The following is a 26,364-nucleotide window of genomic DNA, read 5'->3' as shown; positions in this document are numbered from 1 at the left end:
CATGTCTACTCAATACAATGCGGATGCCATTGAGGTCCTCAATGGCCTTGAGCCGGTGCGTCGCCGCCCCGGCATGTATACCGACACCACCCGGCCCAATCACCTCGGCCAGGAGGTCATCGACAACAGCGTTGATGAAGCGCTGGCAGGTCACGCCCGCAATCTGGAGGTGATCCTGCATGAAGACCAGTCCCTCGAAGTGATCGACGACGGTCGCGGCATGCCGGTCGATATCCACCCGGAAGAGGGTGTCAGCGGGGTGGAGCTGATCCTTTGCAAGCTGCACGCGGGCGGCAAATTCTCCAACAAGAACTACCAGTTCTCCGGCGGTCTGCACGGGGTGGGGATATCGGTAGTGAACGCCCTCTCCGATCGGGTCGAGGTGACGGTGCGCCGCGACGGTCAGGTCTACGACATCGCCTTCGAGCGCGGCGAGAAGGTGCAGGAGCTGACCATCACCGGCACTTGTGGCCGTCGCAACACCGGCACCCGGGTGCGCTTCTGGCCGCAGGCGAGCTACTTCGATTCGCCCAAGTTCTCGGTCACCAAGCTGGAGCACCTGCTCAAAGCCAAGGCCGTGCTCTGCCCGGGCCTCACCATCAAGTTCCTCGACAAGAACACCGGCATCAAGCTGGAGTGGTGCTACGAAGATGGCCTCAAGGATTATCTGGTCGACGCGGTCAAGCAGTTCACCTGCCTGCCGGAGCAGCCTTTTATCGGCTCGTTCAGCTCCGAACAGTCGGCGGTGGACTGGGCGCTCTGCTGGTTGCCGGAAGGGGGCGAATGCCTCGCTGAATCCTATGTGAACCTCATTCCCACCGCCCAGGGCGGTACTCACGTCAACGGTCTGCGTCAGGGGCTGCTCGACGCCATGCGCGAGTTCTGCGAGTTCCGCAACCTCTTGCCACGCGGGGTCAAGCTGACCCCGGAAGATATCTGGGATCGCTGCGCCTACATCCTCTCCATCAAGATGCAGGATCCGCAGTTTGCCGGTCAGACCAAGGAGCGCCTCTCCTCCCGTCAGAGCTCGGCGTTTGTCTCCGGCGTGGTGAAGGATGCCTTCAGCCTTTACTTGAACAGCAACACAGAACTGGCGGAGCAGCTGGCCGAGCTCTGCATCTCCAGCGCCCAGCGCCGGATGCGCGCCGCCAAGACGGTGGTGCGCAAGAAGATTACCCAGGGCCCTGCGCTGCCCGGCAAGCTCACCGACTGCGGCTGCGCCGATCCCATGCAGGGGGAGCTGTTCCTGGTGGAGGGTGACTCTGCGGGCGGCAGCGCCAAGCAGGCGCGGGATCGCGAGTTCCAGGCCATCATGCCCCTGCGCGGCAAGATCCTGAACACCTGGGAGGTGGAGGCCGGTCAGGTGCTCGCCTCGCAAGAAGTGCACGATATTTCGGTGGCCATCGGGCTCGACCCCGACTCCAACGATCTCAGTGGCCTGCGTTACGGCAAGGTGTGCATCCTGGCGGATGCGGACTCGGACGGTCTGCACATCGCCACCCTGCTCTGCGCCCTGTTTGTGAAGCACTTCCGCGCCCTGGTGGAACAGGGGCACGTCTATGTGGCCATGCCGCCCCTGTATCGTATTGATATCGGCAAGGAGGTGTTCTATGCCCTCGACGAGGACGAGAAGAACGGCGTGCTGCAGCGGGTCGAGGCCGAGAAGAAGAAGGGCAAGGTGATGGTGACCCGATTCAAGGGCCTGGGTGAGATGAACCCCAAGCAACTGCGGGAAACCACCATGGATCCCAACACCCGTCGCCTGGTGCAGCTCACCATGGACGAAGGGGAAGAGACGCTGCAGCTGATGGACATGCTGCTGGCCAAGAAGCGCGCCGGTGATCGCCGCGAATGGCTGGAAGAGAAGGGCAACCTCGCCGAGGTGTGAGAGCCGGACAAGGAGCACAGATGATAGCCAATACCCCGGAACCCCCTTACTACGCGGTGATCTTCACCTCGGAGCGCTCCGACGTGGATGAGGGCTACGCCGCCATGGCCGAACGCATGCTGGCACTGGCCCGCACCCAGCCGGGTTTTCTCGGTGTGGAGTCGGCCCGTGACGGGGTGGGCATCACTGTCTCCTACTGGCGCGATCTCGAGTCGATCCGTCACTGGAAGGGCGATCTCGAGCACCAGGAGGCCCAGCGCCTCGGTCGCGAGCAGTGGTATCGCACCTTCAAGACACGCATTGCAAGGGTGGAGCGCGATTACGGTCTGTAACGCGCCCTTGCCCACGATTTTGGCGGCCACGGCCGCGACCCAAATAACCAAGAGAAGCACCACATGAGTGATCTAGAGCTCAGTCTGGACGGGGTAGAGCGCCAGCCCATGCGCGCCTTTACCGAGCAGGCTTACCTGAACTACTCCATGTACGTCATCATGGACAGGGCCCTGCCGCACATCGGCGACGGCCTCAAGCCCGTGCAGCGGCGCATCATCTACGCCATGAGCGAGCTGGGGCTCTCCGCCCTCTCCAAGCACAAGAAGTCCGCCCGTACCGTGGGTGACGTGCTGGGTAAATATCACCCCCATGGCGACATCGCCTGTTATGAAGCCATGGTGCTGATGGCCCAGCCCTTCTCCTACCGCTACCCGCTGGTGGACGGTCAGGGTAACTGGGGTGCGCCGGACGATCCCAAATCCTTCGCGGCCATGCGATATACCGAAGCGCGCTTGTCGCGCTTCTCCGAGCTGCTGCTCTCAGAGCTCGGCCAAGGCACGGTGGAGTGGACGCCGAACTTCGACGGCACTATGAAGGAGCCGGTGGTGCTGCCCGCCCGTCTGCCGCACATCCTGCTCAACGGGGTGACCGGTATCGCGGTGGGGATGGCGACCGACATCCCGCCCCACAACGCGCGGGAAGTGGCCTACGCCTGTGCCGAGCTGCTCGACAACCCCAATGCGGGGCTCGATGTGTTGATGCAGCACATTCAGGGGCCGGACTACCCGACCAACGCCGAGATCATCACCCCGCGCGACGATATCCGCAAAATCTACGAGACCGGCAAGGGCTCCATCAAGCAGCGGGCGGTCTGGAGCGAAGAGGATGGCGACATCGTCATCACAGCGCTGCCCCATCAGGCCTCCGGCGCCAAGATCATGGAGCAGATTGCCGCCCAGATGGTGGCGAAAAAGCTGCCGATGGTGACCGATCTGCGCGATGAATCTGACCACGAGAACCCGACCCGTCTGGTGATCGTGCCGCGCTCCAACCGGGTGGATGTGGAGGGGCTGATGGCCCACCTGTTCGCCACCACGGATCTGGAGAAGAACTACCGGGTCAACCTCAACATCCTGGGTCTGGACAACCGTCCCCAGGTGAAAGACCTCAAGACTATCCTCACCGAGTGGCTGAGCTTCCGCCGCGAGACGGTGCGCCGCCGCCTGCAGTATCGCCTCGACAAGGTGCTGGCTCGCCTGCACATCCTCGAAGGCTTGCTCATCGCCTACCTCAATATCGACGAGGTGATCGAGATCATCCGCACCGAGGAGGAGCCGGGCCGGGTGATGATGGAGCGTTTCAACATCAGCGAGACCCAGGCCGAGGCGATCCTCGAGCTGAAACTGCGCCACCTGGCCAAGCTCGAAGAGTTCAAGCTGCGTGCCGAACAAAACGAACTGGCCGAAGAGCGCGACAAGCTCGAACTCATCCTGGGCTCCGAGCGTCGTCTCAGCACCCTGCTCAAGAAAGAGATCCTGGCGGACGCCGAGAAGTACGGCGACGATCGCCGCACCCCGTTGGTGGAGCGTGCTACCGCAGTGGCCCTGACCGAGAAGGAGCTCACCCCGAGCGAGCCGGTCACCGTGATCCTCTCTGACAAGGGATGGGTGCGCGCGGCCAAGGGCCACGATGTGGATGCCGAGGGGCTCTCCTACAAGGCGGGGGATAGTTATCTGGCCCACGCCTGTGGCCGCAGCAACCAGCAGGCGGTGTTCCTCTCCACGTTGGGGAGAACCTACGCCCTCGAATCTCACACCTTGCCATCCGCGCGCAGTCAGGGCGAACCGCTCACCGGCCGCTTTGCACTGGGCGCCGGTGAAGAGGTACGTCATCTGGTGATGGGCAACGAAGGCGAGCCGTATCTGATCGCCAGCGATGCCGGTTACGGCTTTGTCTGCACCTATGACGATCTCATCGGCAAGAACAAGAACGGCAAGGCGCTGCTCACAGTGCCGGAAGGGGGTCAGGTGATGGCACCCCAGAAGATCGGCTCGCCAGAGACCGATCTCTGCATGGCCATCTCCAACGAAGGGCGCATGCTGCTGTTCCCGCTCAACACCTTGCCGGTGCTCGGCAAGGGCAAGGGTAACAAGCTGATCAGCATTCCGTCGGCTCGGGTGAAGGCGCGGGAGGAGTTTGTGGTGATGGCCGCCGTGATCCCGCAGGGGCAGTCGGTCACCCTGTTTGCCGGCAAGCGCAAGCTGACCCTCAAACCCTCTGATCTCGACTACTACCGCGGCGAGCGCGGCCGCCGCGGCGCCAAGCTGCCCCGCGGTTTGCAGCGCGTCGATCGTATCGAGATTGAACCCGCAGCCGGAACCGAACCGGTAGCTGGGGAAAATCAGGAAGGGTAATTATTAATAATGAAGGGCGCGAAAGCGCCCTTTCTATTTATAGTTCAATACTTTTTATGTTGTATTATTATCCGTTCTAGCTGTAATTATAGAATTAGCCATTTGATTAGATCATATGATGCGCTTGTTGCAAGGCCGATAAAAATAGTTCCTAGAAGTCCAAATATAGACCAAAGTAGAGAAGATTTATTTCTACCAGAGAAATCTGATATTAATTTTGCATCGCCTTTATTTATGTTTAGGTATGACATGGGTAGGTAACTATCAATAGAATCTTCTAGTTTTTTTAAGAAGAGCTCTGATATACCGCCTACAATAACAAAGAGTGATGCGTAAACAATTAAAAACTTAACTATAGAGTCTGACGATAGAATTGAACTGTCAATTGCATTTGTTGTAAAAAAACCTAGAGCAGCATAAATGGAAAGTTTACCAAGCTTACTAATTAAGTGAGAGATCTTCTTTAGGGAAGGTGCGAACAAGTCTGTGATATGAGATCATAATGTTCATCCGGAGCCGCATTTCCGAGGGCCATCATGAGTCATCAACTCACCTTCGCCGACAGTGAATTCAGCAGTAAGCGCCGTCAGACCAGAAAAGAGATTTTCTTGTCCCGCATGGAGCAGATTCTGCCATGGCAAAACATGGTGGAAGTCATCGAGCCGTTTTACCCCAAGGCTGGTAATGGCCGGCGACCTTATCCGCTGGAAACCATGCTACGCATTCACTGCATGCAGCATTGGTACAACCTGAGCGATGGCGCGATGGAAGATGCTCTGTACGAAATCGCCTCCATGCGTCTGTTTGCCCGGTTATCCCTGGATAGCGCCTTGCCGGACCGCACCACCATCATGAATTTCCGCCACCTGCTGGAGCAGCATCAACTGGCCCGCCAATTGTTCAAGACCATCAATCGCTGGCTGGCCGAAGCAGGCGTCATGATGACTCAAGGCACCTTGGTCGATGCCACCATCATTGAGGCACCCAGCTCGACCAAGAACAAAGAGCAGCAACGCGATCCGGAGATGCATCAGACCAAGAAAGGCAATCAGTGGCACTTTGGCATGAAGGCCCACATTGGTGTCGATGCCAAGAGTGGCCTGACCCACAGCCTAGTCACCACCGCGGCCAACGAGCATGACCTCAATCAGCTGGGTAATCTGCTGCATGGAGAGGAGCAATTTGTCTCAGCCGATGCCGGCTACCAAGGGGCGCCACAGCGCGAGGAGCTGGCCGAGGTGGATGTGGACTGGCTGATCGCCGAGCGCCCCGGCAAGGTAAGAACCTTGAAACAGCATCCACGCAAGAACAAAACGGCCATCAACATCGAATACATGAAAGCCCGCATCCGGGCCAAAGTGGAGCACCCGTTTCGCATCATCAAGCGGCAGTTCGGCTTCGTGAAAGCCAGATACAAGGGGCTACAGAAAAACGATAACCAACTGGCGATGTTATTCACCCTGGCCAACCTGTTTCGGGTGGACCAGATGATACGTCAGTGGGAGAGATCTCACTAAAAACCGGAAATAACGCCAGGAATGGCGAAAAAACGGCCTAAATAGGCTAATTCGAGGTGTTTACGGGAGAACAATCGGCCCGGATCCGCGAAATTTTAATCAGCGAGCCAGCTTGGGAAGAAATGACCTGCTTATTCGCACTTTCCTTAGGGCTTGTTAAGTTACGCTCTTCAAAAGCTTCAAAGGAGTTAAACCTTTCTGATTCGCCTTCATGATGTGAAACTGCTATCCTCACATTGATATTACTTTTTGATGGGTATAGTGAGTTTATTGACTGGATAGTCTTGAAATGTAATTCTTTTATATCATCTAATTTAACAAGAATGTTGTTACTGTAAGACTTTGAGATCTCTTCACTCTTTGCATTTATTTTTTGATGTATTTTAAAAAACAAATCAATTTGTGCATCATCGTAATTTATTAATCCAGTACTTTCGTTATCTATAACCTCAATTGCATTTCCCATATATCGACAGTCCATTAGTTGTTATTAAGTTATCCATCTTAACTTATGAGTTAGTGTACATTTACATAAACTGACGTTGAAGTCTCAGCTCTTGATAGTGTGAGATAACTCAATATCATTATTATTGAAGGGCTGTAGTCTTGATTAGTGAAGCGTAATCTGACGATCGCGAAAATAAGTTACCGCAAGGCTACCGGTCATCCATCAGATCTTCTTTCCCATTGGCATGGAGTCTGCGGTGCGGCCGATTAAGCTGCTGCTTGATGTGGCTTTTGACTGCCAAGTAAGAGGGGAAAGTGGCAAAGCGATTCCGATCCTTGCCGTCGTCATATATAGCGGGTTCTGTTTGGATGTCTCTCAGGGAATGATGGTTAAGTGCCAATCGAACCAAGCATTGGCGTTGTTGATGCAAGGATGGTGAGAGGATGAGAGTTGCCCTGTTTTTGTTGTGTGCCGCCTGGCTATTGCCGCTGCGTGCCGAGACCCGTGAACCCGTGCAGGAGGGGACCATGGCCAACCAGCAACTGATCCGGGATGCCATGGTCGGTGTCGCGGGTTGGGTGGCAACCAAGGGTTGCGAGGCGCCGGAGCGTTTTGTGCCCGCCGTGCTGCAACTGCCCAAGGGGGAGCCGGGTAGCCGCTACTGGCAAGAGCGTTGGACTGTGACGGGCTGCGGCACCGAGTATCCCGTGGTCATCGATTTTCGCGAGACCGGGATGGACAGCGCCATGTGGACCATCACCCCCTGACCCTGCCAACTTCCTGCCCGGGGCCTAAACTGGAAGGGGACACCCCAGTGCCAGGAGGCCAATCATGGAAACAGAAAAAGCCATCGGGCTTATCGAGGCTCACGGGATCTTTCACGGGGATCACTACAGCTTCAACAGCGACGATTTTGTGCAGTGGTGCGAGGAGGATGCCCAGCAGACCCTCACGCTGGAGCAGGCCAATCAGGACCTTTCGCCATTTTGTATCCGGGTCGGTTACTCGGAGCCGGTGCGGATGTGGCGCTACTACCTGACCTGATCAGGTCAGGCTGCGCCACCTTAGATAACAAGAAGGAGCCGATAAGGCTCCTTCTTCCATTCTGGTTTGCCAAAGCAGGGCGCGGGGCGTTGGTTTCACTCCGCCAGCCCTATCAGAGGTTTAAGACACAGTGAAATGGTCAGGCGGGGATCCGGCCGTTGCGCACCAGTGCCCGCCGGATATTGCGACACATCTTGCCAAAGCTGGATAGCTCGTCAAAGGTGGGCGGGATGCCGCGATTGATCTGGTATTGCCAGTAGCAGAGCTCGGTATCGACCAGTTCCATCAGCTTCTTCGGGCAGCCGATGCAGGTGTTGTCGGGGCCGCATTTGAAGGTGTCGGCCTGATAGAGGGGGAACTCCTGTTTGACGGCATCGATGATCTGTTGCATCGCGGTAATCCGGTCCGGTTTTCTGCTCATCGGCGTTGTTGCCCAAATCGATACAGCTTGAATGGAACTAACTGAGGACTTGGTGATCTGATCACCACCATCCTCTTCAAGTCTGCATCATGAGCACGTCGCTTCACCCCATCACCAACTGGCCTAAATACAACAAGTCGTTGATTAATCGTGGTTCACTCACCTTCTGGGTTGATGCCGAGGCCATGAGCAACTGGTTTCACCACGACCATCATGGGCGGCGGGGCCGCTGCCAGCTTTACACTGACCAGACCATCTGTACCTTCCTGATGCTCAAGGGGATTTTCAACCTCACTCTGCGGGCCACTCAGGGACTACTCGACTCCCTGTTCGAGCTGATGAATGTGCCGTTGTGCGCACCGGACTATAGCTGTGTCAGCAAGCGAGCACGTACGGTGACAGTGGCCTATCGACAGCCCCCAAAGGGACGCATTACCGACTTGGTTATCGACTCAACCGGGCTGAAGGTGTTTGGTGAAGGCGAGTGGAAGGTCAGAAAACACGGCGCTGAGAAGCGGCGAGTCTGGCGCAAGTTGCATCTGGCAGTAGACCCGGTAACCCACGATATCGTGGCGGCGGAGGTGTCATTGGAAAATGTCCATGATGCCGAGGTGTTGCCGACCTTGCTCAATCCACTGCGGCGCAAGCTGGGACGAGTTTATGCAGATGGCGCCTATGACAGCAAAGCCAGCCATCAGCTTATCTCGCGCAAAGGGGCGACAGCTTGTATCCCGCCTCGCAAGAGCGCGGGGTTATGGAAAAAGGGACACCCAAGAAATGACGCTGTGCTGGTGATGCGCAAGGAAGGGCTGGCGCACTGGAAGAAGATATCGGGGTATCACCGTCGCTCGCTGGCAGAGACGGCGATGTATCGGTTCAAGCAGTTGCTGGCGGGGAAAATCAGTCTGCGTAACTACAACGGCCAAGTGGGAGAAGTCATGGCGTATGTAAGCGCCATAAACAAGCTGAATACTCTGGGCCTACTTGTCAGAAAGCCTCGAGTGTAGCGGTTACCCAGAGCTGGGGAAGTCATGACTTGCTGGCTGATTTGGGCAACAACGCCCTGCTCATCTTGTCAAATACCCCACTTCATCTCAGGCGGGAATTATAAACGCTGAACCTGGCGGCACAATTGCGCAAAGGGGGTAGACAAGGTGACTGGATATATCCAGAGCTTTTGTTGGGGAGGCTGTTTATCACGAAATGCCGATGATGGTGCACGTAACGAGTCGGTTTAATCTGCCTGTTAAATTATCTGATGATTAATAATCTCCCATCTCATTCCAACGGGTAGCGTATTTCTGGTTTTCTCTTTTTTATATTGAGTGACGCCCCCTGACTTTAATCTCTTGAATACAGAGGGATATAAAAGGTTGGCCATCAGTCGGTCATCTTGCGGTCAGGAACAAGGGCATATGATGGTCCTTGATAAGGGGAGGAGAGGGAACCAAGCTGATTGCAAGTGCAACAAAATTTAACATGGACTGATGGCCATCTGTTGGTGAAATCACCCGGTAGGCGGATGACTTTTTATATTTCCTTGTATTGAAAAAATCATTAAATAGCAATAAATACAAAGTGTTATGTGTTTCTTTGTTATGTTCATACTTTATTTGGCTGCGCTTGGCTCTATGCCGTGACGGGGCGAGCGTCACTCCCGTTACAAAAAGAGTTTTATAAAATGTTATCAAGATCCCAGTTTACTTATCTGGCGTATTGAACCCGGATGCCTTCTGTTCATAATGAGCTGGTCATATCGACATTTTATTTTCAACTGGGTGGGCACCATGAATCGCACATTCACTTCCTGCAAATGGTTCAATCTTGATCGCAAGATAGCCTTCTTCTTCCCAATCAAATAAGCCTTCCGCTGTGGGCCGGCGGCCCCTTCTGCGCATCTTCCTGTGATGACATTCTGTTTCTGATATCTGGTTTGTCGCCATATGTAGCCAAGCCGGGTCTCTATTTATCTATTTTCCTGCGCATCCTTTAATTTGCGCCGGATGGCGATCCTGTTCGCCAAAATAATGCCGAGGTTTACCATGGAACATTTCAAACACCTGCCCGAGCCGTTTCGCATTCGTGTCATTGAGCCGGTAAAACGGACTACCCGTGATTACCGTGAGGCCGCCATCAAGCAGGCCGGTATGAACCCCTTCCTGCTCGACAGCGAAGACGTCTTTATCGATCTGCTGACTGACAGCGGCACCGGCGCCATCACCCAGGACATGCAGGCGGCCATGATGCGCGGCGACGAAGCCTACAGCGGCAGCCGCAGCTTCCACGCCCTGCGCAAGGCGGTGCAGGAGATCTTCGGCTACGAGCTGACCATCCCGACCCACCAGGGGCGCGGCGCCGAGCAGATCTACATTCCGGTTCTCATCAAGAAGCGTGAGCAGGAGAAGGGGCTGGATCGCAGCAAGATGGTGGCGCTCTCCAACTACTTCTTCGACACCACCCAGGGCCATACCCAGATCAACTGCTGCGTAGCAAAGAACGTCTATACCAAGGAAGCGTTCGACACCAGCGTCACCGCCGATTTTAAGGGCAACTTCGATCTCGACAAGCTGGAGGCGGCCATCAAGGAGGCGGGCCCGGCCAACGTGCCCTATATCGTCAGCACCATCACCTGCAACTCGGCCGGGGGCCAGCCGGTCTCCATTGCCAACCTCAAGGCGGTTTATGCCATCGCCCGTCAATACGAGATCCCGGTGATCATGGACTCCGCCCGTTTCGCCGAGAACGCCTATTTCATCCAGCAGCGCGAGCCCGGCTACGCCGACTGGAGCATCGAGCAGATCACCCGCGAGGCCTACAAGTATGCCGACGGCCTCGCCATGTCCGCGAAGAAGGACGCCATGGTGCAGATGGGCGGCCTGCTCTGCTTCAAGGATGAGTCGATGCTGGACGTCTACAACGAGTGCCGCACTCTGTGCGTGGTGCAGGAGGGCTTCCCCACCTATGGCGGTCTGGAAGGGGGCGCCATGGAGCGGCTGGCGGTTGGTCTGCGCGACGGTATGCGCCAGGACTGGCTCGCCTATCGCATCCAGCAGGTGCAGTACCTGGTGGACGGGCTGGAGGCGATCGGCGTGGTCTGCCAGCAGGCAGGGGGTCACGCGGCCTTCGTCGATGCGGGCAAGCTGCTGCCCCACATCCCGGCGGATCAGTTCCCGGCCCACGCCCTGGCCTGCGAGCTCTACAAGGTCGCCGGCATCCGCGCGGTCGAGATAGGCTCCCTGCTGCAGGGCCGTGACCCGGCCACCGGCAAGCAGATGGCCTGCCCGGCCGAGCTGCTGCGCCTGACCATACCGCGCGCCACCTACACACAGACCCACATGGACTTCATCATTGAGGCTTTCCAGGAGGTCAAAAAGAACGCCGCCAATATCAAGGGGCTGACCTTCACCTATGAGCCGCCGGTGCTGCGTCACTTCACCGCCCGGCTTGAAGAGGTGGCGCCAAATACGGCGACGACGGCCAGACAGCTGGCCGAAGCATAACAACCAATAAGCAAAGCAAGGCACAGAAGATTCTGTGCCTTTTTTGAATCTGCATTCAGGGAACAAGACAGGGGGGAATACGATGGCTAAAAATCCATCCATAGTGGGGGGCGCTTGTATCATAGCGAGCGTCTGTGTCGGGGCAGGGATGCTGGGGCTGCCCAGCGCCGGGGCGGGGGCCTGGGCCAGCTGGTCCACTCTGGTCATCACCCTGACCATGATAGTGATGACGGTCTCTGGCTGGATGCTGCTGGAGGCATTCAAGGGCTACGAGCTGACCGTCTCCTTCAATACGGTGACCCGGGATCTGCTGGGATCCAGGGTCAACATGTTCAACAACCTGGCGGTCTATTTTGTTGGCGGGATCCTGCTCTACGCCTACATCACCTCGTCCGGGCTGATCCTGCATGGGCTGCTTGGCATCGACAGCAAGATCGCCTCCGTGCTGTTTGTGCTGCTCTTCTCCAGTCTGGTGTGGCACTCGACCCGGGCGGTGGACCGGATCTCGGTGGTGCTGATCGCCTTCATGCTGCTGAGCTTCGTGTTCGGGGTCTCCGGGCTGGCGATGCGGGTCAATGTGGATCAGTTGTTTGACTCCATGCACCAGGAGATGGGGTATGCCCCCTACGCCCTGGCCCTGCTGCCGGTGGCGCTGACCTCGTTCGGTTATCACCACTCGGTGGCCTCGATGCGTGCCTATTACGGGAGCGAACACAAGGCCAAGAGGGCCATTCTGGGGGGCACCCTGATCGCCCTCGGTTTCTACATCCTCTGGTTGGTGAGCATCTTCGGCAACCTGCCGCGCCAGCAGTTTGGCCCCGTCATCGCTCAAGGGGGCGAGGTGGACGCGCTGCTCAATGCGCTGGGATCGGTGATCGACTCCCGCAGGGTCGACCATGCGGTGCACGCCTTCTCCATGGCGGCGATTCTCTCCTCCTTTATCGGGGTGGGGCTCGGGGTATTTGATTACCTGGCTGATCTGTTCAAGTTCGACAACAGTCGCCGCGGTCGCGCCAAGTCCTGGGCGGTGACCTTTTTGCCGCCGCTCCTGATGTCACTCCTGTTTCCATTCGGCTTTATCATCGCCATCGGTTACGCCGGAGCGGCCGCCACCGTCTGGACCTGCATAGTCCCGGCCCTGCTGGTGATGAAAGCGCGCAAGGCGGAAGGGGGAGATCAGGGCTTCGTGGCACCGGGCGGCCAGGGCATGGTGATGGGGGTGATCCTGTTTGGCATCCTGATAGCGCTGTTCCATCTGCTCAATATGGCAAACCTGCTGCCCATCTTCACCGGGTAGTGGCGCAGGCAGAAATCGGACAGCACAACGCCCGGCAAGCCGGGCGTTGGATTACAGAGAGAGCCGCCTGTTGGCAGGCTGGCCATCAGAAGTCGTGATAGAGGGGCCAACCGAGCAGCGGGTGCTTGATGCCGGCGCGCATCTCGAAGCTGTCGAGCTTCTCCGGCGAGGCGTTCTCTTTTTGCAGCAGCTGGTACTGGCGCACAAACCCAAGGGTGTGGAGCAGGTTGGGGACAAAGCCCGGGCTCAGCTCCTGGCGGATCGCTGCGGCCATGTCGGCGGGCAGCTCACCAAGCATCAGGGCGAGCTGGGTCGCCAGATGGTCGGTGTCGTACCACTCCTCCTTGAGCTCAATCTCCCGCGCCAGCTTGCGCTTGAGGTCCTGCTTCACCTTGAGCGGGGCGACGTCACTGCCCTTGCCGCAGAGGATGCGATAGAGCAGGGCCTCGGCCAGCTTGTCTTCCATGGTAGGGTGATCGTTCTCGCAGGCGAAGAAGTGCTGGTCGATAAGCCCCATCAATCGGTTCTTGTTGTGCTCGGCCAGCGCCTTCTCGTACTCCTGCCACCCCTGCCACTCCTCCACATCGGGGGGGCTGGAGATCTTGTCCAGCAGGCGCGCATCCACATCACCGTAGAGGCTGTTGCCGGTCTGCCTGGGGCTGACGGTGATAAGCATCGACCAGCCTTTCTGGAACGGCTTGATGGGCCCCTCCGGCGCCTGCAAGAGTGCCAGCGCCTTGGCCGGATCCCGCTGGGACAGTTCCTGCAATCCTAAGCTCACCACGCCGATGACGTCGTGGGCGGCCTGTTCCAGCAGGTGCATCTTGTACTTGTTGTAGTACTTGTCGGCGAATTTGAGGCTCATCAGCACCGCCTTGCCCTTGATGGCGGCCAGTTGCTGTTGGCTCAAACGCTCGTTGTCGTGGCCAAAGCGCAGCACCTGGGTGAGAAAGGGGCCCTGGTTGGCATCGCGAATGACTAACTGCATGAATGGGCTCCTTAATCCAGAAAGCTGAACATGTCGTCGACGTCGCCGTACTCGTCTTCCTCGACCTTGTTCTTCTCTTTGGCCTGCATCACCAGCTCGGCGGCGAACTTGTTGATGATGCCGTCCCAGGTGGAGTGTTCATTGCGCAGCAGCGCCTTGATGGATTTTTCCACCTCGGGGGCCAGCTCGCGAATGAGCATCAGCAGGCTTCTCGGGTCATCCAGGGCGTAGTCGTGGACATCCTCGCTCTGCTGGCGTTCGCTGTAGCGCAGGGACTCTTCGAGATCTTCCTCCTCGGCGTGCAGCACGTCGCGGTAGCCTTCGTCGTCCTCGTAGCGATCGCCACGATAGAACTCGATAAAGGGGATGGCGAGGTAGAAGAGACCGGCAGGGTCTTCGGCTACGCATTCGAGGATCTCGCGCTGCTTGGCTTCGCTCTCCTGAGTGCGGATCAGGTAGTTGAGGAAGTCGAAGGTGTGCTGTTGCAGCTCGTCGGCGTTGTTCTTGATCGCCTCTTCCCAGTAGAGGGGCTGCTGGCAGACGATGTCGCGGATCCGCTCCGGGGTCATCAGCTCGGAGATGATGGAGGGGAAGGAGATGTCGTGCTGGCCGTTGATCTGGGTCAGGGTAACGATATCAATGTTTTCAATCACTTCTGCCAGCTGATCGTCAGACATGGTCTTGGCGATCAGTTCGAATTTCTCGCTGGCCTGCTTCGGCTCGACCACGGCCAGCTCTTTGATCTCGATGGCGGTAATTTCTATCAGACTGTTGTTCATGCGTTGCCCCAATTAGAAACGTACTTCGTCGTACATATCCTGATCGCCGTCGTCGCGCTCATCGCCATTGTAGTCGGCGTCGGCATCTTCCCCGTCTTCATCCTCGTCGTCGCGCAGCTCATAGTCATCATCGGCACGGCGGCTGCCGCGCGGCAGCGGATTGTCGAGCTGGAACAGCACGGCGCAGGCTTCCATCAGCTGATCTTCGCTCTGGGCGCGCACCGCTTTGACCAGCGGCAGCTCGGCGTTGCTGAACGCCACCGACACCTTGAACTCGTCCCAGGAGGGCTGCTCGCCGCTGGTGAGCCAGCGGGTCCACTGCGGTTTGGCCTTGGGCGGAAACTGCACCCGGCCATAGAGAGCGAGCGGCAGGTATTCGGGCATAAACTCCAGCATGCTCATGTCGGCCAGCAGCAGGGCCTTCATCTTGCCGGTGAACTGTTCCAGCGCCTTGGGGTCGTCCTGATCCCGGTAGGATTCGATATTTTCACTGGCATCGCTCAAGAGGGCCTTGAGTCGTGCCTGATCCCATTTTTTTTGCATGATGCCTCAGGGGTAGAATTGGTCCCACATCTCCTGCATGGCAGAAGCGGGATCGGTCACGATGACGTTGTTGAAATCCTTGATAAAAGCGGCCCGCTGCTTTGGATCGGATAGCACTTCATAGGCCTGCTTTATCTGGTGCAGCTTGATGGCAGCCTGCTCTTTCTCGTCGTCAGTGGCCCCGATCAGTTTGTCGGGGTGGTACTGGTTCGACAGCCGTCGATAGGCTTTCTTGATGTCGTTTTCACTGGCGTTGGACTTGACGCCCAGCACCCGAAAGTAGTTGTTCATGGCAGATCCTGCATCGCTGGCATCTTGGAATTCACACTGCGGGTGCCTGGTCGGGCTTGGCAAACCAGGCACGGCAAAAACCCGTCATTTTAACGGAAACGGATCCGCACCGCCACGCATTGGCGATGATATGGCGAGCAAGTTGCATCACCGGGCTCGTTGGCAGGCGGACGAATGGCGTCAGACACAGCGTAAGTGCCGATTGTTACCATTCTGGCAATGGCGGGAGGTGCTATCTGTGACGGAGGTTGAAAAAATGCCCGGCATGGCCGGGCATGTGCGGTTGGCGTGGCGCCGGGTTAGTGAAGGCTCGCCCACCACAGGCGCAGTGTCAGCCCGAGCCCCGAACTCCAGCCCGTGGTGCTGCTTACCAGCTCCCCATCCTTGACGATGAGGAAGGTGGGGGTCACCCCCACCTGCCAGCGGGCGGCGAGCGCTCCCGATTCGTCATTGTGGGTGGGAAAGGTGAGCCCCTTCTTCGCCATCCCTTCACGCAGTTGGGCGTCGCTGCCGGAGCGTAGCGCCACTGTCAGCACGTTCTCCCCCTCCTGCCACAGGGTCTCCACGGTCGGCGTGGTGAAACGGCATACCCCGCACCAGCTGGCCCAGTAGTAGACCAGCAGCGGCTTGCCCCGGCTCAGTGTTGCCAGATCCGTGGTGGTGCCATCCTGCAGGGTAATGGGGGCGCTCATGGCTCCCTCAGGCAGGGTGGGACTGCGCCACAAATCCAGCAGGGTGGAGATAACCAGCGCCATCAGCAACAGCCAGAGCGCCTCCTTGCCCCAGCGTTGCCAGCGGGGCCGGGTGGGTGTGGTCGCCATGATTTACCCCAGCTTGGCCAGCTCGTCTTTCACCAGCTGCTCCAGCTCCTCATAGGGGATGGCCCCCGGTACCAGCTGGTTGCCGATCAGGGTTGCCGGGGTGCCCTGCACCCCCAGGATGGTGCCGATGCGCAAGCTATTGCGCAGCTCTTCGGTGGCCTTGGTATCGGGCTTGAGCGCCGTATTGCCGGTGGCGGCCAGCGCCTTGTTGATGTCCGCCTCGGTCAGCATGCCCTGCTTGCTCATCAGCTTGTCGTGCAGGGTGAGGAAGCGGGCCGGATCCTGTTGCCACAGGGTCAGGCTGTACTGGGCCGCCTTGGCGGAGCTCTGTCCCTTGAACGGCAACAGCTTGATCACCAACCCCAGATCGTTGGGATAGGCCTTGAGCAGCTTGGTGAGACGGGGATCGAACTGCTTGCAGTAGGGGCAGTTGTAGTCGGTGAACAGCACCAGGGTCAGCTTGGGATTCTTGGCGCCAAGGCGCGGGCTGGTGGTGCTGTTGAACAGCACATCCTTGTTGCCCTTGATGAAATCGCCGAGCTGGGCCGCCTGGGCCGCGGCGTTCTGCTTCTCCCAGGATTCGGCCGCCTCGTCGAGGATCTTCGGGTTGGCCACCAGGGTTTCGCGAATGAGCTCCTTGATGCGCGCCTCCTGCTCCGGGGTAAAGGACGCGGCGTGCAGGGACGGCGCCGTCAGTATGCCGGCAGAGAGGGCGGTAAACAGGGCGAGGGTGCTGAGAGTCGGTTTCATGAGGTTCTCCTTAGAATCGGGTTATGCCGGGGCGGATGAGGCCCGCCTGGCTCAACAGGGTAAGCAGGTCGTCCTGGTCGAGCAGGGGCGAGAGGGTCTCCCCCTGTGGCAGGCCGGGGCCGTAGATCTGGTTGAAAGGGACGGCTGCGGCGCCGCGCTTGCGCAGGAAAGCGGCGATGGCGTCGTCGGGTCTGCTCCAATCACCGCGCAGGGCCACCACATCGGGGGCCGAGAGGGCGGTTTGTACCTCATCGCGCAGCAACACGTTGTATTTGTTGGCCTTGCAGGTCACGCACCAGTCGGCGGTGACATCGACGAAGACCCGTTTCTTCTGGGCCAGCGCCGCAGTGATGGCTTGCTCCGAGAGAGGCTGCCAGACTACCCGATCGACGCTGTTGCGGCCCTGAACGGTGAACGCGCCTCCCAGCAGCAGGGCGCCGCCGATGAGGGCCGAGAGGGAGAGGGCAAGGGTGAAGCCCCGGATGCCGTAACGCCAGATGATCCCTACCAGCAGCACCAGCACCATGACCACCATCAGCCAGCCGGTGGTCGTGCTGCCCAGATGATTGCCGAGCAGGCTGGCGAGCCAGAGGCTGGAGCCCAGCATCATCAGCCCGAGCAGGAGGCGCAGGTGGCTCATCCAGCGGCCGGGTTTGGGCAGCCAGAGCGCGATGCGCGGCACGGCAGCCACCAGCAGCCAGGGCAGGCTCATGCCAATACCGAGTGCCGTGAAGACGAGCCAGAGCTGGCCGAGCGGCGCCGCCAGCGCAAACGCCACCGCGGTGCCGAGGAAGGGGGCCGAGCAGGGGGTGGCCAGCAGGGTGGCAAAGCTCCCTTGCAGGAAGTGACCACCCAGACCCTGGCCACCACGGGTGGCGAGCCGGGTGGTGAGGGAACTGGGCAGACGGATCTCGAACAGCCCCAGCAGATTGGCGCAAAACAGCAGGGTCACCAGCACCATGAAGCCGATGAACGTCGGGCTCTGGAACTGGATGCCCCAGCCAACCGCCCCACTCATTCCGAAACTTGGGGCGCGCAGCAGGCTGCTCATGGCCGCCAGCACCCAGAAGGAGGCGATGATCCCGGCGCTGGCGGCGAGGAACTGCTTGCGTACATTGCGCCGTTTTCGCTCTTGGTGTTGCAGCACGGAACCCAGCTTGAGGGCCAGCACCGGCAGCACGCAGGGCATCAGGTTGAGGATGAGGCCGCCAAGCAGCGCCGCCCCCAGCAACCAGAGCAGGGGTTGGCTCGGTTCGGGCAGGTTCAGGGGCTCGCCGATGGGGGCCTGGCCCTGCCAGGCCTGCTCCCCGCTGGAGAGCAGTACCCCAAGCGCCTTGCCGCGCAAGTCAGGTGCATCCCCTTGCCAGCCATCGCTGACCGGTACTCGGGCGATCAGGGTGGTCTCCTTCACTTCAAGCTCGGGCTTGCCGAATTCCGCCCCTTCAAGGGCATCGATAAAGAGCGCCGGCGTCTGCCAGCCGGCGGGCCGCTCGGCCATCACTTGCAGCTGGTTTTGCTGATAACCCAGGCTGATCCGGATATCGGCGGGCAGCGGCTGGGGCAGGTTGCTCGCCGCCTTCGCATAGGCAAAATCAAAGCCGGTCGGTGCCTCGCCTCCGGCTGCGAGGGTGAAGGGGTAGTCGGTGAGGATGCAGACATTGCTGCAGGTCGAGAGGCGCAGAGTCCCCTTGAGCGGCTTGTCAGCGGGATAGTTCAGACTGAGCGGGAAGCTTACGCTCTTTTCGTAACCCTGAGTGCTGAGTCCGGCCACCTCGAAATGGCGCGGCGCGGGCCAGCGCCACTGGAACGCCTCGACCGGCTCGTCCCACAGGATCCGGGGCGCAATCCCCCCTTCACCCGGGCTGTGCCAGTAGGTTTTCCAGCCCGATTCGAGCTCGACATCGAGCAGGATACGGGCCTTCTCCGGTGCGCTGCGATCGGCCTGCAGCCGCACCCTGGCGTGATCGTTCTGGGGGCTGGTGAGCCAGCCCGTGTCGCTGGCCAACCCTATGGATTGCCACAGCAAGCAACCCAGCAGCAGGGTTGCCTTGAAGAGATTTGACATCTGTTTGGTCTCGCAAAAATGAGTGATGACTGACAAAGAACGCAGCCGGGCTCATTCCCGCCAGACGCAGAGGGTGAGGTGCAGACGCCGCTCCGGCGGCGAGATGGCTCTCGGGGGCGGCAAGGGGGGCGTGTAGCGCCAGTGCGGCGCCAGCAGGGTGATCAGCAGCGCGACGGCAAAGAAGATCTGTTCGATGCAGAGCAGGGTGGTGGCACTCAGCCATTTGCCATTGAGCTGGCAACTGGTGGGTTGCGGACTGGGGCTGGCCTCGGCCTGCTCGTCGTCCATTACCTGGGTGAGCTGGATCTGGCAGCCGATGGCCTGATCGAGCAGGGCCAGCCGGGCCAGAGGCTGGGCCGCACAATTGAGCACCAGCAGGCAGACCAGTAGCAGTAGGTGTTTCGCCACGCGTTGTTGGTGAATCATGCTCGCCCCGTCCATCAAGATGGCCACATCCTAGCGAGCAATGGCAAGCGGGGCAAGCCGGGGGCCCGGCCGTGGCGGTGAGCCTGGTCAGTTCTGTCTGGCGAACGCTTGTTCGCTAAAAGGGGGATCAGTATACTGCGCCGAGTTCAAATTCGAGGTGTTCGATGCTCAAACTTGCCCGTGTGCTGCTGCTTGGTCTGCTGCTCGTCTTCTGGTTCCTGTTCGGTCTGCTGCTCTGTCTGGCCCGTCCGCGTCACCCCAACAACGTCTATGTATTTGCCCGCATGTATCACGCGGTGTGCCCGCTGATCGGGATCCGGGTCAAGGTGATGGTGGATGAGGCGGTCAAGTCGGTGGGGCCAGCGGTCTATGTCTGCAACCACCAGAGCAACTACGACATCTTCACCGTGACCGGCGCCGTGCAACCCGGCGTGGTGGCGGTGGGCAAGAAGAGCCTGCTGTGGCTGCCCTTCTTCGGCCTCATCTTCTGGCTCTCCGGTAACGTGTTGATCGACAGATCCAACCGTTCCCGCGCCATTGGCACCATTGGCCAGGTGGTGGATCGCATCAAGGCGCGCGGCACCTCCATCTGGATGTTCCCGGAGGGGACCCGCTCCCAGGGGCGTGGCTTGTTGCCGTTCAAGGCCGGTGCCTTCCATACTGCCGTGCAGGCCGAGGTGCCCGTGGTGCCCATCGTCTGCTCCAGCTACTTTGGCCAGATCGACCTCAATCGCTGGGACAACGGCGAGGTGCTGTTGGAGGTGATGGCTCCGGTATGCAGCAAGGAGCACGGCGCCGCCGGCATCCGCGAGCTGTCCGAGGTCTGCCGCAGCCGGATGGAGGCCAAGCTGGTCGAACTGGACAGCAAGCTCGGCCATCACAAGGCTGCATGACGCCTCGTCGCGCAAAATGAAGGGGAGCCGCTGGCTCCCTTTTTTATTGGTGAATTTCACCATTTTGTTGGTGATATTCGCTAACCCATTGCCGGTTATTCGGTGTCATCAATACCCATCTCATTGTAAAAAAACATAAAAATATCTTGGCACGGCACTTGTAATGCTTTGGGAAGAGCTAACCATCCCATCAACAAGGAGCCAGACCATGAGCGTATTCAGCCGCCTGACCGACGTGATCAATGCCAACCTGCACAGCCTGCTCGACAAGAGCGAAGAGCCGGAAAAGATGTTGCGCCTGATGATCGAGGAGATGGAGCAGGTCCAGGTCGAGATGCGTACCCAGGCCGCCCGCATCATCGCCGAACAGAAACAGCTGGAGCGGCACCAGCAGACATTGCAGCACCAGATCCAGGAGTGGTCGGCCAAGGCCGAACTGGCCCTGCAGAGGGGGCGTGAGGATCTGGCTCGTGCCGCCCTCACCGAGAAGCTGGCTGAGGTCAAGCGTTGCGAGCAACTGGAGCAGGACAAGGCCCGGGTAGCCGAGGTGCTGGCCCAGCTGACCGCCGACAGCGAACGGCTGGCGGCCAAGCTGACCGAGGCTCGCGAGAAGCAGAAAATGCTGACCCTGCGCGAGCAAACTGCCCACAGCCGGCTGCGGGCCCGCGCCCAGGTTGACAACCAGCGGATGCACGAGCTGATGGCCCGTTTCGACGGTTTTCAGGAGCGGATCGATCAGCTGGAAGCCCAGCTTGAAGCGGCGACCCTGGGCCAGAATCCTTCGCTCGAGGCACAGTTCCGCGAGCTGGAGCTCAATGACGAGATAGAGCGTGAGCTGGCTCGCCTGAAAGGCCAGAAGGCGGAGGTGTGATCATGCGCCCCTGGCCCAAGGATCTGGTGCATCGCAAACTGACCGGGGTGTGCGCCGGGATTGCCAATCGGCTGGGGGTTTCCCGTGTCACGGTGCGAATCGTGGCACTGATCGCCCTGATCCTGCTTCCGCCCGTGACTCTGGCCGCCTATCTGCTGGCAGTGTTGGTGATGCCACCCCGTTATGAATTGAAACGCTGGCTGGATTGACCGCAGGGTCAGCGAGTCGGCCCCATCCTCTGTAAGGAGCAAGATATGCTGGAATTTTTCGTATTGCTGGTGGTGTTGGTGATCATGGCGCTGACCGGCTTTACCCTGATTGCCATGTTGCTGGTCAGCGGTTTGTTCGTGCTGCTGGGAGCCCTGGGCGGCATGCTTGCTCTCATCATCAAGCTGGCGCCCTGGCTGCTGCTGGTACTGGTGGTCTGCTGGCTCATCAGCAACCGCAAGCGCCGTACCAACACCTACCTCTAGTTGTCATGCGTTGTTAATGCTTCCCGAACTCCCTTTGTTGGCCACTCAATAGAGTGGCCTTTTTTATGTTTGCGCTCAAACGTGCCGGGATTGCCACTCCCGATACCAGGCCGGCCAGAAGGCGGGCTCCTGCACCAGCCGCTCCTTGACCGTTTTGGACTGCTGCTTGAGACGGTATTCGATGCGCAGGGCCGTGCCCTTGTCTGCTACCTGTTGTTGCCATGCCAGGATAAGCGGCCCCTTGCCACGCAGGGCACGGGATCCCTTGCCACTTTGGTGTTGGCGCAGGCGGCGACCCGGATCCGTGCTGATCCCGGTGTAAAGGGCACCTGTGGCGGTGCGCACCATATAGACGAACCAGTCGACGGGCGGGGAGGAAGATAAGGCGGGCTGTGCCGCGGATTTTTTCATTCGTGCTCTCTGTGCCAAACTCAAGGCTAACCTTGGGAGGTGCAATGCGATTCTGGCTCTGGTTGTGGTTCCTACTGGCGACACCCGCGATGGGAGAGACGCTCCGTCTCTACGATTACCATCAGCATCCCCCTTTCAACACCGGGCCTGATGCGGGGATGAGTCGGGAGCTGGTCAAGTATCTCAATGAAAAGCTGGGGGGTGAACCCAGAATAGAGCTCTGGCCGGTCAATCGTGCCAGACTGGCGCTGGAGATGTCGGATCCCGGCTTCGACAGCCTGGTTGCCTGGGTCAATCCGGCCTGGATGGGAGATCCCATGCGCGAACGCTACCTCTGGACCCTGCCCATCATGCGCGACACCAACGAACTCATCTCCAGCGTGAACAAGCCGGTCATCTATCACGGGCCGGATTCACTCAAGGGGCTGGTGTTCGGGGGCGTCGAGGGGTATCGCTATCAGGGTATTGATGAGGCCGTGGCGAGGGGAGAGGTCATTCGCCATGATTCCAAGAAGGTGAAGAGCAATTTCAGCATGCTGGTACGGGGCCGTATCGATGTGACCCTGGTCCCGGGCTCGGCGCTGGCCTTCTTCACCCGGGATCCTGCGTTCGAGGGCAAGCTGTTCGTCTCTCCCTTTGCCCAGTCCACCTATTCCCGCCACATATTGCTGCCCAAGTCTCGCCGCGATCTGCATACCAGATTGAACGACATCGCCGAGCAGATGGACAGGGATCCCCGCTGGCACCAGGTTCTGGAGTCCTACCGCACGGCCCCCTGAGGTCGTCTGAGGCGATGCAGCGGCAGCAGGCTGACCAGCAGGCCGGCCCAGACGAAGGCAAATCCCACCGATTTCACCGGATCCGGCGTCTCGCCAAACCAGTAGATGGCGATCAGGAAGGCGAGGCTCGGCTCGATATATTGCAGTAATCCCACCGTGCTCATCCGGGTTCTGGCCACGGCGTAGCAGAACAGCCCCACCGGCAGCAGGGTAGCAGGAGCACTGCCGATCAGCAGCAGCTTGTCGGTCAGATCACCATTGACGAACATTCCCTCGCCCTGCCACGCCAGCAGGCCGATCAGCAACAAGGCGACGGGCAGCTGTACCAGTGCTTCAAGATAGAGGCAAGTGCCGGTGTCGTAGTGGATCTTCTTCTTGATGAGGCCATAGAGGGCGAAGTTGGCACCCATGATGAGGGAGAACCAGGGCAACTGGCCGTAGCAAAACAGCATATAGGCGAGCCCCGCCAGCGCCAGGGCGACCGCCAGGTGCTTCTGCGGGGTGAGCCTCTCTTTCAGGAACAGCACGGCGAACACGATATTGAACAGCGGCGTCATGAAGAAGGCGAGGCTGGTTGCCAGCACCTGGCCGGTGGTCAGACACCAGGTGAACATGCACCAACTGATGGACATGACGGGGCCCGCCAGCAGGATGAGGCCAAGCTGGCGTGGCTCGCTGCGCAGGCTGGCCCAGGGAACCTTGTGACCGATCAGCAGGAACAGGGCACCCAGCAGCACCACGGACCAGAGCACCCGGTGGGAGATGAGCTCCCACATGTTGACCTCGGGCATGAACTGATAATAGAGCGGCAGCATGCCCCACAGAATGAAGGAGAGAGCGGCCGTGCCTGTACCTAGCCAGTTTTTCATGATTACCTGTTTATTAAATTAAACGCGCGTTGAGATGATATGTGTCTCGTTTGGCTTTCACAAGAGGGAAGCTGGCAAAAGCTGTTACTATGAGCCCCATGCAACGAATCGATATCCTGTTTGAGCAAATCAGGGCCTGCCGTCTGTGCGAAGCCCATCTGCCGCTGGGGCCGCGCCCGGTGATCCGGGGGGCCGGGAGTGCTCGTCTGCTGATCATCGGCCAGGCGCCCGGTACCCGGGTTCATGCCAGCGGCATCCCCTGGGACGACGCGTCCGGCGACCGGCTGCGTCACTGGCTCGGAGTGGACAAGGCCACTTTCTACGATGAATCCCGCATCGCCATCATGCCGATGGGCCTCTGCTACCCCGGCAAGGGCAAGTCGGGGGATCTGCCACCCAGGCCCGAGTGTGCCCCGACCTGGCACGACAAGGTGCTGATGTTGCTGCCCAATATCGAGCTGACCCTGCTCATCGGCCAGTACGCGCAAAACTATTATCTGCGCGAGGTGGGCAAGGGGTCGCTGACCGAAACAGTGCGCAGCTGGGCAGAGTACGGGCCCGGCTGGCTGCCGTTACCGCACCCTTCACCGCGCAACACCTTCTGGCTCAGGAAAAATCCCTGGTTCGAGCAGGATGTGCTCCCGCACCTGAGGAAGAGGCTCGCTCCCCTGCTGGCGTGACCCTCGGTTTTGTTCAGACCGCAGGTTCGGCCAGCGGTTTTGGCTTGCCACGGGCCATGGCCACCAGCGGCAATATGATGCACAGACAGCCCAGCAGCAGCGGTAACCCTGGTTGCTCGTCAAACAGCCAGACGCCGATGGCGACCGCCATCAACAGCCCCGTGTATTCCGCCGAGGCGATCTTGCTCGCCTCCGCCTTGCGATAGGCCATCACGCACAATCCGGCATAGACCATGATGAGTGCCGACGAGCCGAAGGCTGGCCACCACATCTGCCACTGCCACTCTCCCCCTTCCCAGAAGGCCAGCGCCAGGATGAAGGGCATGCTCAGCACATTGGTGAAGAACAGGGTCTGGGCGATGGGCTGCTTGAGCGGGATCCGCTTGATCAGCAAATTGTTGACCGCCATGGAGAGTGCCACCCCGAGTGCCGCGAGTGCAGCCCAGTTTACCTCGGTCGGGCGCAGTACGATGAGCACACCGACAAAACCGATGAAGGCGGTCAGTACCTTCTGGCGCGAGATGGCCTCCCCCGCCAGCCACACGGCCAGCGGCACCATCATCAGGGGCGCGGCGTAGAAGAGGGCGTTGGCGGTGGCGAGTGGCAAACGGGTGAGAGCGATCACCATCAGGCAGACGCCGACCGCCCAGATGTGGGCACGCAGCAGATGCCACTTGAGCGCAACCGGCGGGTGGCGGCGCCACGACCAGAGCAGCCAGGGGGCCAGCAGGATGGCGGCAGAGAGCTGGCGGAAAAAGACAAATTGAAAGACGGGCTGGCTCGGCTCCAGTACCTTGACCAGCGCATCAGAAAAAACCGCCACCATGTTGCCCAGCACCAGATAGAGGATGCCGATCCCGACTGCATTCATACCGCCTCCCGTTTCAGAGAAGAGAAGGGTAGCTCGGGCGTAGTTATCCAGTAAAATGATAAAAAATAACCATCTATGAGATTTTTGGATAATGAAATTGCCCCCCCTGCGCGCCGTCCAATATTTTGAGGCGGTTGCCCGTTTGCTGAGCTTCTCCCGCGCCGCCCTTGAGCTCAACGTCAGCCAGAGCGCGGTCAGCCACCAGATACGCTTGCTGGAGGATTTTCTGGGGGAGCGGCTGCTGTTGCGCCAGGGGCGAGCGCTGTCATTGACGCCGCAAGGGGAGGCCTATTTCGAGGGCATTGCTGCGGGTCTGGCCCAAATCGCCCAGTGCAGCGAGCAGCTGCGTGGTGGCGGCGAGATGCGGCTGCGCCTCGCGGTCTACAGCTCGTTTGCGGTGAAGTGGCTGATCCCGCGCCTGGCCGGTCTGCGCCAACTCTATCCCGAACTGGATCTGAGCCTGGAGATGGTGGCAGAGGATCCCGAGCTTTCTGATCGGGTGGCGGATTGCTTCATCACTGTTTCCCCAGAGGGGCGCGGCTATGTCCACGATCTGCTCTATCGGGAGCGGCTGATGCCGGTGTGCAGCCGGCGCCTGTGGCAGCAGGTGGAGGGAGAGTGGCCGGCGGCCCTGTGGCAGCTGCCGTTGCTCTCCATCCAGGCAATTTACAGGGAGAAGGGGGAGGATTGGCGGCGCTGGGCCGAGGCGGGCGGGCTGATGATTGCGCCCGAGGCAAGAATGCACCACTTCAGCCACATCCTGCTGGCGCTGGAGGCTGCCAACTGGGATCAGGGGGTGGCACTCATCAATGACTACATGCTGCAGCCGGAGGATCCCCGTCTGGTGCGCTTGCCGCTGCATGCCCTCGAGACCGGGGACAACTTCTACTTTGTCTGCAAGCGATCGCGGGCCCATGAGCCCGCCATCAATCGGCTGCGCCAGTGGCTCTGGCAGGAGGCGCAGGCCAGCCTGCGCCCCGGGGAGACGGAGCCGCTCAGGCGCGTTTGAACAAGAAGAGGCTGGTGGCACATACGGACGGCCGAGGGGCCGA

Annotated in this window: 30 protein-coding genes; 17 read left to right on the top strand and 13 right to left on the bottom strand. The window is 59.5% G+C overall.

The genetic code is table 11. The annotated features are described in order from the left end of the window. Position 1: 1 nt before the first annotated feature. The 4 genes from parE to MRK42_RS18510 all read left to right on the top strand — a co-directional run bounded on the left by parE (position 2) and on the right by MRK42_RS18510 (position 6,092). The gene (gene parE / locus MRK42_RS18525; RefSeq protein WP_354688483.1) at positions 2-1,888 is read left to right on the top strand and encodes a DNA topoisomerase IV subunit B; all 1,887 of its coding nucleotides are present in this window, start codon (positions 2-4) and stop codon (positions 1,886-1,888) included. Positions 1,889-1,908: 20 nt separating this feature from the next. Further along, positions 1,909-2,220 carry an antibiotic biosynthesis monooxygenase gene (locus tag MRK42_RS18520; RefSeq protein ID WP_354688482.1) on the top strand — a complete coding sequence of 104 codons (312 nt, stop codon included), beginning with the start codon at positions 1,909-1,911 and terminating at the stop codon, positions 2,218-2,220. A gap of 63 nt (positions 2,221-2,283) precedes the next feature. Further along, a complete protein-coding gene (gene parC / locus MRK42_RS18515; protein WP_354688481.1) occupies positions 2,284-4,575 on the top strand; it encodes a DNA topoisomerase IV subunit A in 2,292 nt (763 codons plus the stop codon). A 536-nt stretch (positions 4,576-5,111) separates the two neighbouring features. Next, positions 5,112-6,092, top strand: coding sequence for an IS5-like element IS5 family transposase (locus MRK42_RS18510; protein WP_279458731.1), 981 nt, complete (start codon positions 5,112-5,114; stop codon positions 6,090-6,092). A gap of 46 nt (positions 6,093-6,138) precedes the next feature. Here MRK42_RS18510 and MRK42_RS18505 read toward each other — a convergent pair whose 3' ends face one another. Further along, complete coding sequence (locus MRK42_RS18505; RefSeq protein WP_354688480.1) at positions 6,139-6,558, bottom strand: hypothetical protein; 420 nt, start codon at positions 6,556-6,558, stop codon at positions 6,139-6,141. A gap of 425 nt (positions 6,559-6,983) precedes the next feature. Here MRK42_RS18505 and MRK42_RS18500 point away from each other — a divergent pair, with 425 nt between their 5' ends. Continuing rightward, on the top strand, positions 6,984-7,307 hold the full coding sequence (locus MRK42_RS18500) for a hypothetical protein (protein ID WP_342013159.1): 324 nt from the start codon (positions 6,984-6,986) through the stop codon (positions 7,305-7,307). Between the two features lie 64 nt (positions 7,308-7,371). Continuing rightward, the gene (locus tag MRK42_RS18495; RefSeq protein ID WP_026457462.1) at positions 7,372-7,584 is read left to right on the top strand and encodes a hypothetical protein; all 213 of its coding nucleotides are present in this window, start codon (positions 7,372-7,374) and stop codon (positions 7,582-7,584) included. A 139-nt stretch (positions 7,585-7,723) separates the two neighbouring features. Here the strand turns inward: MRK42_RS18495 and MRK42_RS18490 are convergent, their stop codons facing one another. Then, positions 7,724-7,975 (bottom strand): hypothetical protein, encoded by a 252-nt coding sequence (locus MRK42_RS18490; protein ID WP_042025886.1) that lies wholly within the window; start codon positions 7,973-7,975, stop codon positions 7,724-7,726. A 119-nt stretch (positions 7,976-8,094) separates the two neighbouring features. Between MRK42_RS18490 and MRK42_RS18485 the strand changes: the two genes are divergently transcribed. The 4 genes from MRK42_RS18485 to MRK42_RS18470 all read left to right on the top strand — a co-directional run bounded on the left by MRK42_RS18485 (position 8,095) and on the right by MRK42_RS18470 (position 12,802). Continuing rightward, the gene (locus MRK42_RS18485; protein WP_354688479.1) at positions 8,095-9,012 is read left to right on the top strand and encodes an IS5 family transposase; all 918 of its coding nucleotides are present in this window, start codon (positions 8,095-8,097) and stop codon (positions 9,010-9,012) included. 735 nt (positions 9,013-9,747) lie between these two features. Next, on the top strand, positions 9,748-9,867 hold the full coding sequence (gene tnaC / locus MRK42_RS18480) for a tryptophanase leader peptide (protein ID WP_082037478.1): 120 nt from the start codon (positions 9,748-9,750) through the stop codon (positions 9,865-9,867). 180 nt (positions 9,868-10,047) lie between these two features. Continuing rightward, the gene (gene tnaA / locus MRK42_RS18475; RefSeq protein ID WP_354688478.1) at positions 10,048-11,505 is read left to right on the top strand and encodes a tryptophanase; all 1,458 of its coding nucleotides are present in this window, start codon (positions 10,048-10,050) and stop codon (positions 11,503-11,505) included. 82 nt (positions 11,506-11,587) lie between these two features. Continuing rightward, entirely contained in the window at positions 11,588-12,802 is a 1,215-nt protein-coding gene (locus tag MRK42_RS18470; RefSeq protein ID WP_042072636.1) for an aromatic amino acid transporter, read from the top strand. An 85-nt stretch (positions 12,803-12,887) separates the two neighbouring features. On the opposite strand, the gene MRK42_RS18465 is transcribed toward MRK42_RS18470, so the two are convergent. From MRK42_RS18465 to MRK42_RS18430, 8 genes are all read right to left on the bottom strand, one after another. Continuing rightward, positions 12,888-13,790 carry a hypothetical protein gene (locus MRK42_RS18465; RefSeq protein WP_354688477.1) on the bottom strand — a complete coding sequence of 301 codons (903 nt, stop codon included), beginning with the start codon at positions 13,788-13,790 and terminating at the stop codon, positions 12,888-12,890. Positions 13,791-13,801: 11 nt separating this feature from the next. Then, entirely contained in the window at positions 13,802-14,569 is a 768-nt protein-coding gene (locus tag MRK42_RS18460) for a hypothetical protein (RefSeq protein WP_042025944.1), read from the bottom strand. Between the two features lie 12 nt (positions 14,570-14,581). After that, on the bottom strand, positions 14,582-15,112 hold the full coding sequence (locus MRK42_RS18455) for a hypothetical protein (protein ID WP_042025881.1): 531 nt from the start codon (positions 15,110-15,112) through the stop codon (positions 14,582-14,584). Between the two features lie 6 nt (positions 15,113-15,118). Beyond that, a complete protein-coding gene (locus tag MRK42_RS18450; RefSeq protein WP_026458058.1) occupies positions 15,119-15,403 on the bottom strand; it encodes a DnaJ domain-containing protein in 285 nt (94 codons plus the stop codon). A 299-nt stretch (positions 15,404-15,702) separates the two neighbouring features. Further along, positions 15,703-16,224: a protein disulfide oxidoreductase gene (locus tag MRK42_RS18445; RefSeq protein ID WP_354688476.1), complete on the bottom strand. Its 522-nt coding sequence runs from the start codon at positions 16,222-16,224 to the stop codon at positions 15,703-15,705. 3 nt (positions 16,225-16,227) lie between these two features. Beyond that, positions 16,228-16,974, bottom strand: coding sequence for a DsbA family protein (locus MRK42_RS18440; RefSeq protein WP_354688475.1), 747 nt, complete (start codon positions 16,972-16,974; stop codon positions 16,228-16,230). A 10-nt stretch (positions 16,975-16,984) separates the two neighbouring features. Next, on the bottom strand, positions 16,985-19,039 hold the full coding sequence (locus tag MRK42_RS18435; protein ID WP_354688474.1) for a protein-disulfide reductase DsbD domain-containing protein: 2,055 nt from the start codon (positions 19,037-19,039) through the stop codon (positions 16,985-16,987). Between the two features lie 51 nt (positions 19,040-19,090). Beyond that, the gene (locus tag MRK42_RS18430; RefSeq protein WP_354688473.1) at positions 19,091-19,465 is read right to left on the bottom strand and encodes a hypothetical protein; all 375 of its coding nucleotides are present in this window, start codon (positions 19,463-19,465) and stop codon (positions 19,091-19,093) included. 164 nt (positions 19,466-19,629) lie between these two features. On the opposite strand from MRK42_RS18430, the gene MRK42_RS18425 reads away from it, so the two are divergent. The 4 genes from MRK42_RS18425 to pspG all read left to right on the top strand — a co-directional run bounded on the left by MRK42_RS18425 (position 19,630) and on the right by pspG (position 21,702). Continuing rightward, complete coding sequence (locus tag MRK42_RS18425) at positions 19,630-20,358, top strand: 1-acylglycerol-3-phosphate O-acyltransferase (RefSeq protein WP_216993657.1); 729 nt, start codon at positions 19,630-19,632, stop codon at positions 20,356-20,358. Between the two features lie 208 nt (positions 20,359-20,566). Further along, complete coding sequence (gene pspA, locus MRK42_RS18420) at positions 20,567-21,229, top strand: phage shock protein PspA (RefSeq protein ID WP_216993658.1); 663 nt, start codon at positions 20,567-20,569, stop codon at positions 21,227-21,229. A 2-nt stretch (positions 21,230-21,231) separates the two neighbouring features. Continuing rightward, positions 21,232-21,438, top strand: coding sequence for a PspC domain-containing protein (locus MRK42_RS18415; RefSeq protein WP_026457503.1), 207 nt, complete (start codon positions 21,232-21,234; stop codon positions 21,436-21,438). Between the two features lie 45 nt (positions 21,439-21,483). Continuing rightward, positions 21,484-21,702, top strand: coding sequence for an envelope stress response protein PspG (gene pspG, locus MRK42_RS18410; RefSeq protein WP_042025875.1), 219 nt, complete (start codon positions 21,484-21,486; stop codon positions 21,700-21,702). A 75-nt stretch (positions 21,703-21,777) separates the two neighbouring features. On the opposite strand, the gene MRK42_RS18405 is transcribed toward pspG, so the two are convergent. Then, the gene (locus MRK42_RS18405) at positions 21,778-22,113 is read right to left on the bottom strand and encodes a GIY-YIG nuclease family protein (protein WP_216993659.1); all 336 of its coding nucleotides are present in this window, start codon (positions 22,111-22,113) and stop codon (positions 21,778-21,780) included. A 44-nt stretch (positions 22,114-22,157) separates the two neighbouring features. Between MRK42_RS18405 and MRK42_RS18400 the strand changes: the two genes are divergently transcribed. Next, positions 22,158-22,892 carry an ABC transporter substrate-binding protein gene (locus MRK42_RS18400; RefSeq protein WP_124240270.1) on the top strand — a complete coding sequence of 245 codons (735 nt, stop codon included), beginning with the start codon at positions 22,158-22,160 and terminating at the stop codon, positions 22,890-22,892. On the opposite strand, the gene rarD is transcribed toward MRK42_RS18400, so the two are convergent. Beyond that, positions 22,874-23,761: an EamA family transporter RarD gene (rarD, locus tag MRK42_RS18395; RefSeq protein WP_124240271.1), complete on the bottom strand. Its 888-nt coding sequence runs from the start codon at positions 23,759-23,761 to the stop codon at positions 22,874-22,876. The genes MRK42_RS18400 and rarD overlap by 19 nt on opposite strands. Positions 23,762-23,859: 98 nt before the next feature. On the opposite strand from rarD, the gene MRK42_RS18390 reads away from it, so the two are divergent. Then, complete coding sequence (locus tag MRK42_RS18390) at positions 23,860-24,441, top strand: uracil-DNA glycosylase family protein (RefSeq protein ID WP_354688472.1); 582 nt, start codon at positions 23,860-23,862, stop codon at positions 24,439-24,441. A 13-nt stretch (positions 24,442-24,454) separates the two neighbouring features. Here MRK42_RS18390 and MRK42_RS18385 read toward each other — a convergent pair whose 3' ends face one another. After that, entirely contained in the window at positions 24,455-25,312 is an 858-nt protein-coding gene (locus MRK42_RS18385) for a DMT family transporter (protein WP_042071044.1), read from the bottom strand. 91 nt (positions 25,313-25,403) lie between these two features. On the opposite strand from MRK42_RS18385, the gene MRK42_RS18380 reads away from it, so the two are divergent. Further along, positions 25,404-26,321, top strand: a complete 918-nt coding sequence (locus MRK42_RS18380) for a LysR substrate-binding domain-containing protein (RefSeq protein ID WP_342013167.1) — start codon at positions 25,404-25,406, stop codon at positions 26,319-26,321. Positions 26,322-26,364: the final 43 nt, after the last annotated feature.

The sequence above is a fragment of the Aeromonas sp. 19NY04SH05-1 genome, assembly GCF_040581895.1.
GTDB classification, from domain to species: domain Bacteria; phylum Pseudomonadota; class Gammaproteobacteria; order Enterobacterales; family Aeromonadaceae; genus Aeromonas; species Aeromonas enteropelogenes.
This window is presented reverse-complemented; position numbering and strand designations above follow the sequence as displayed.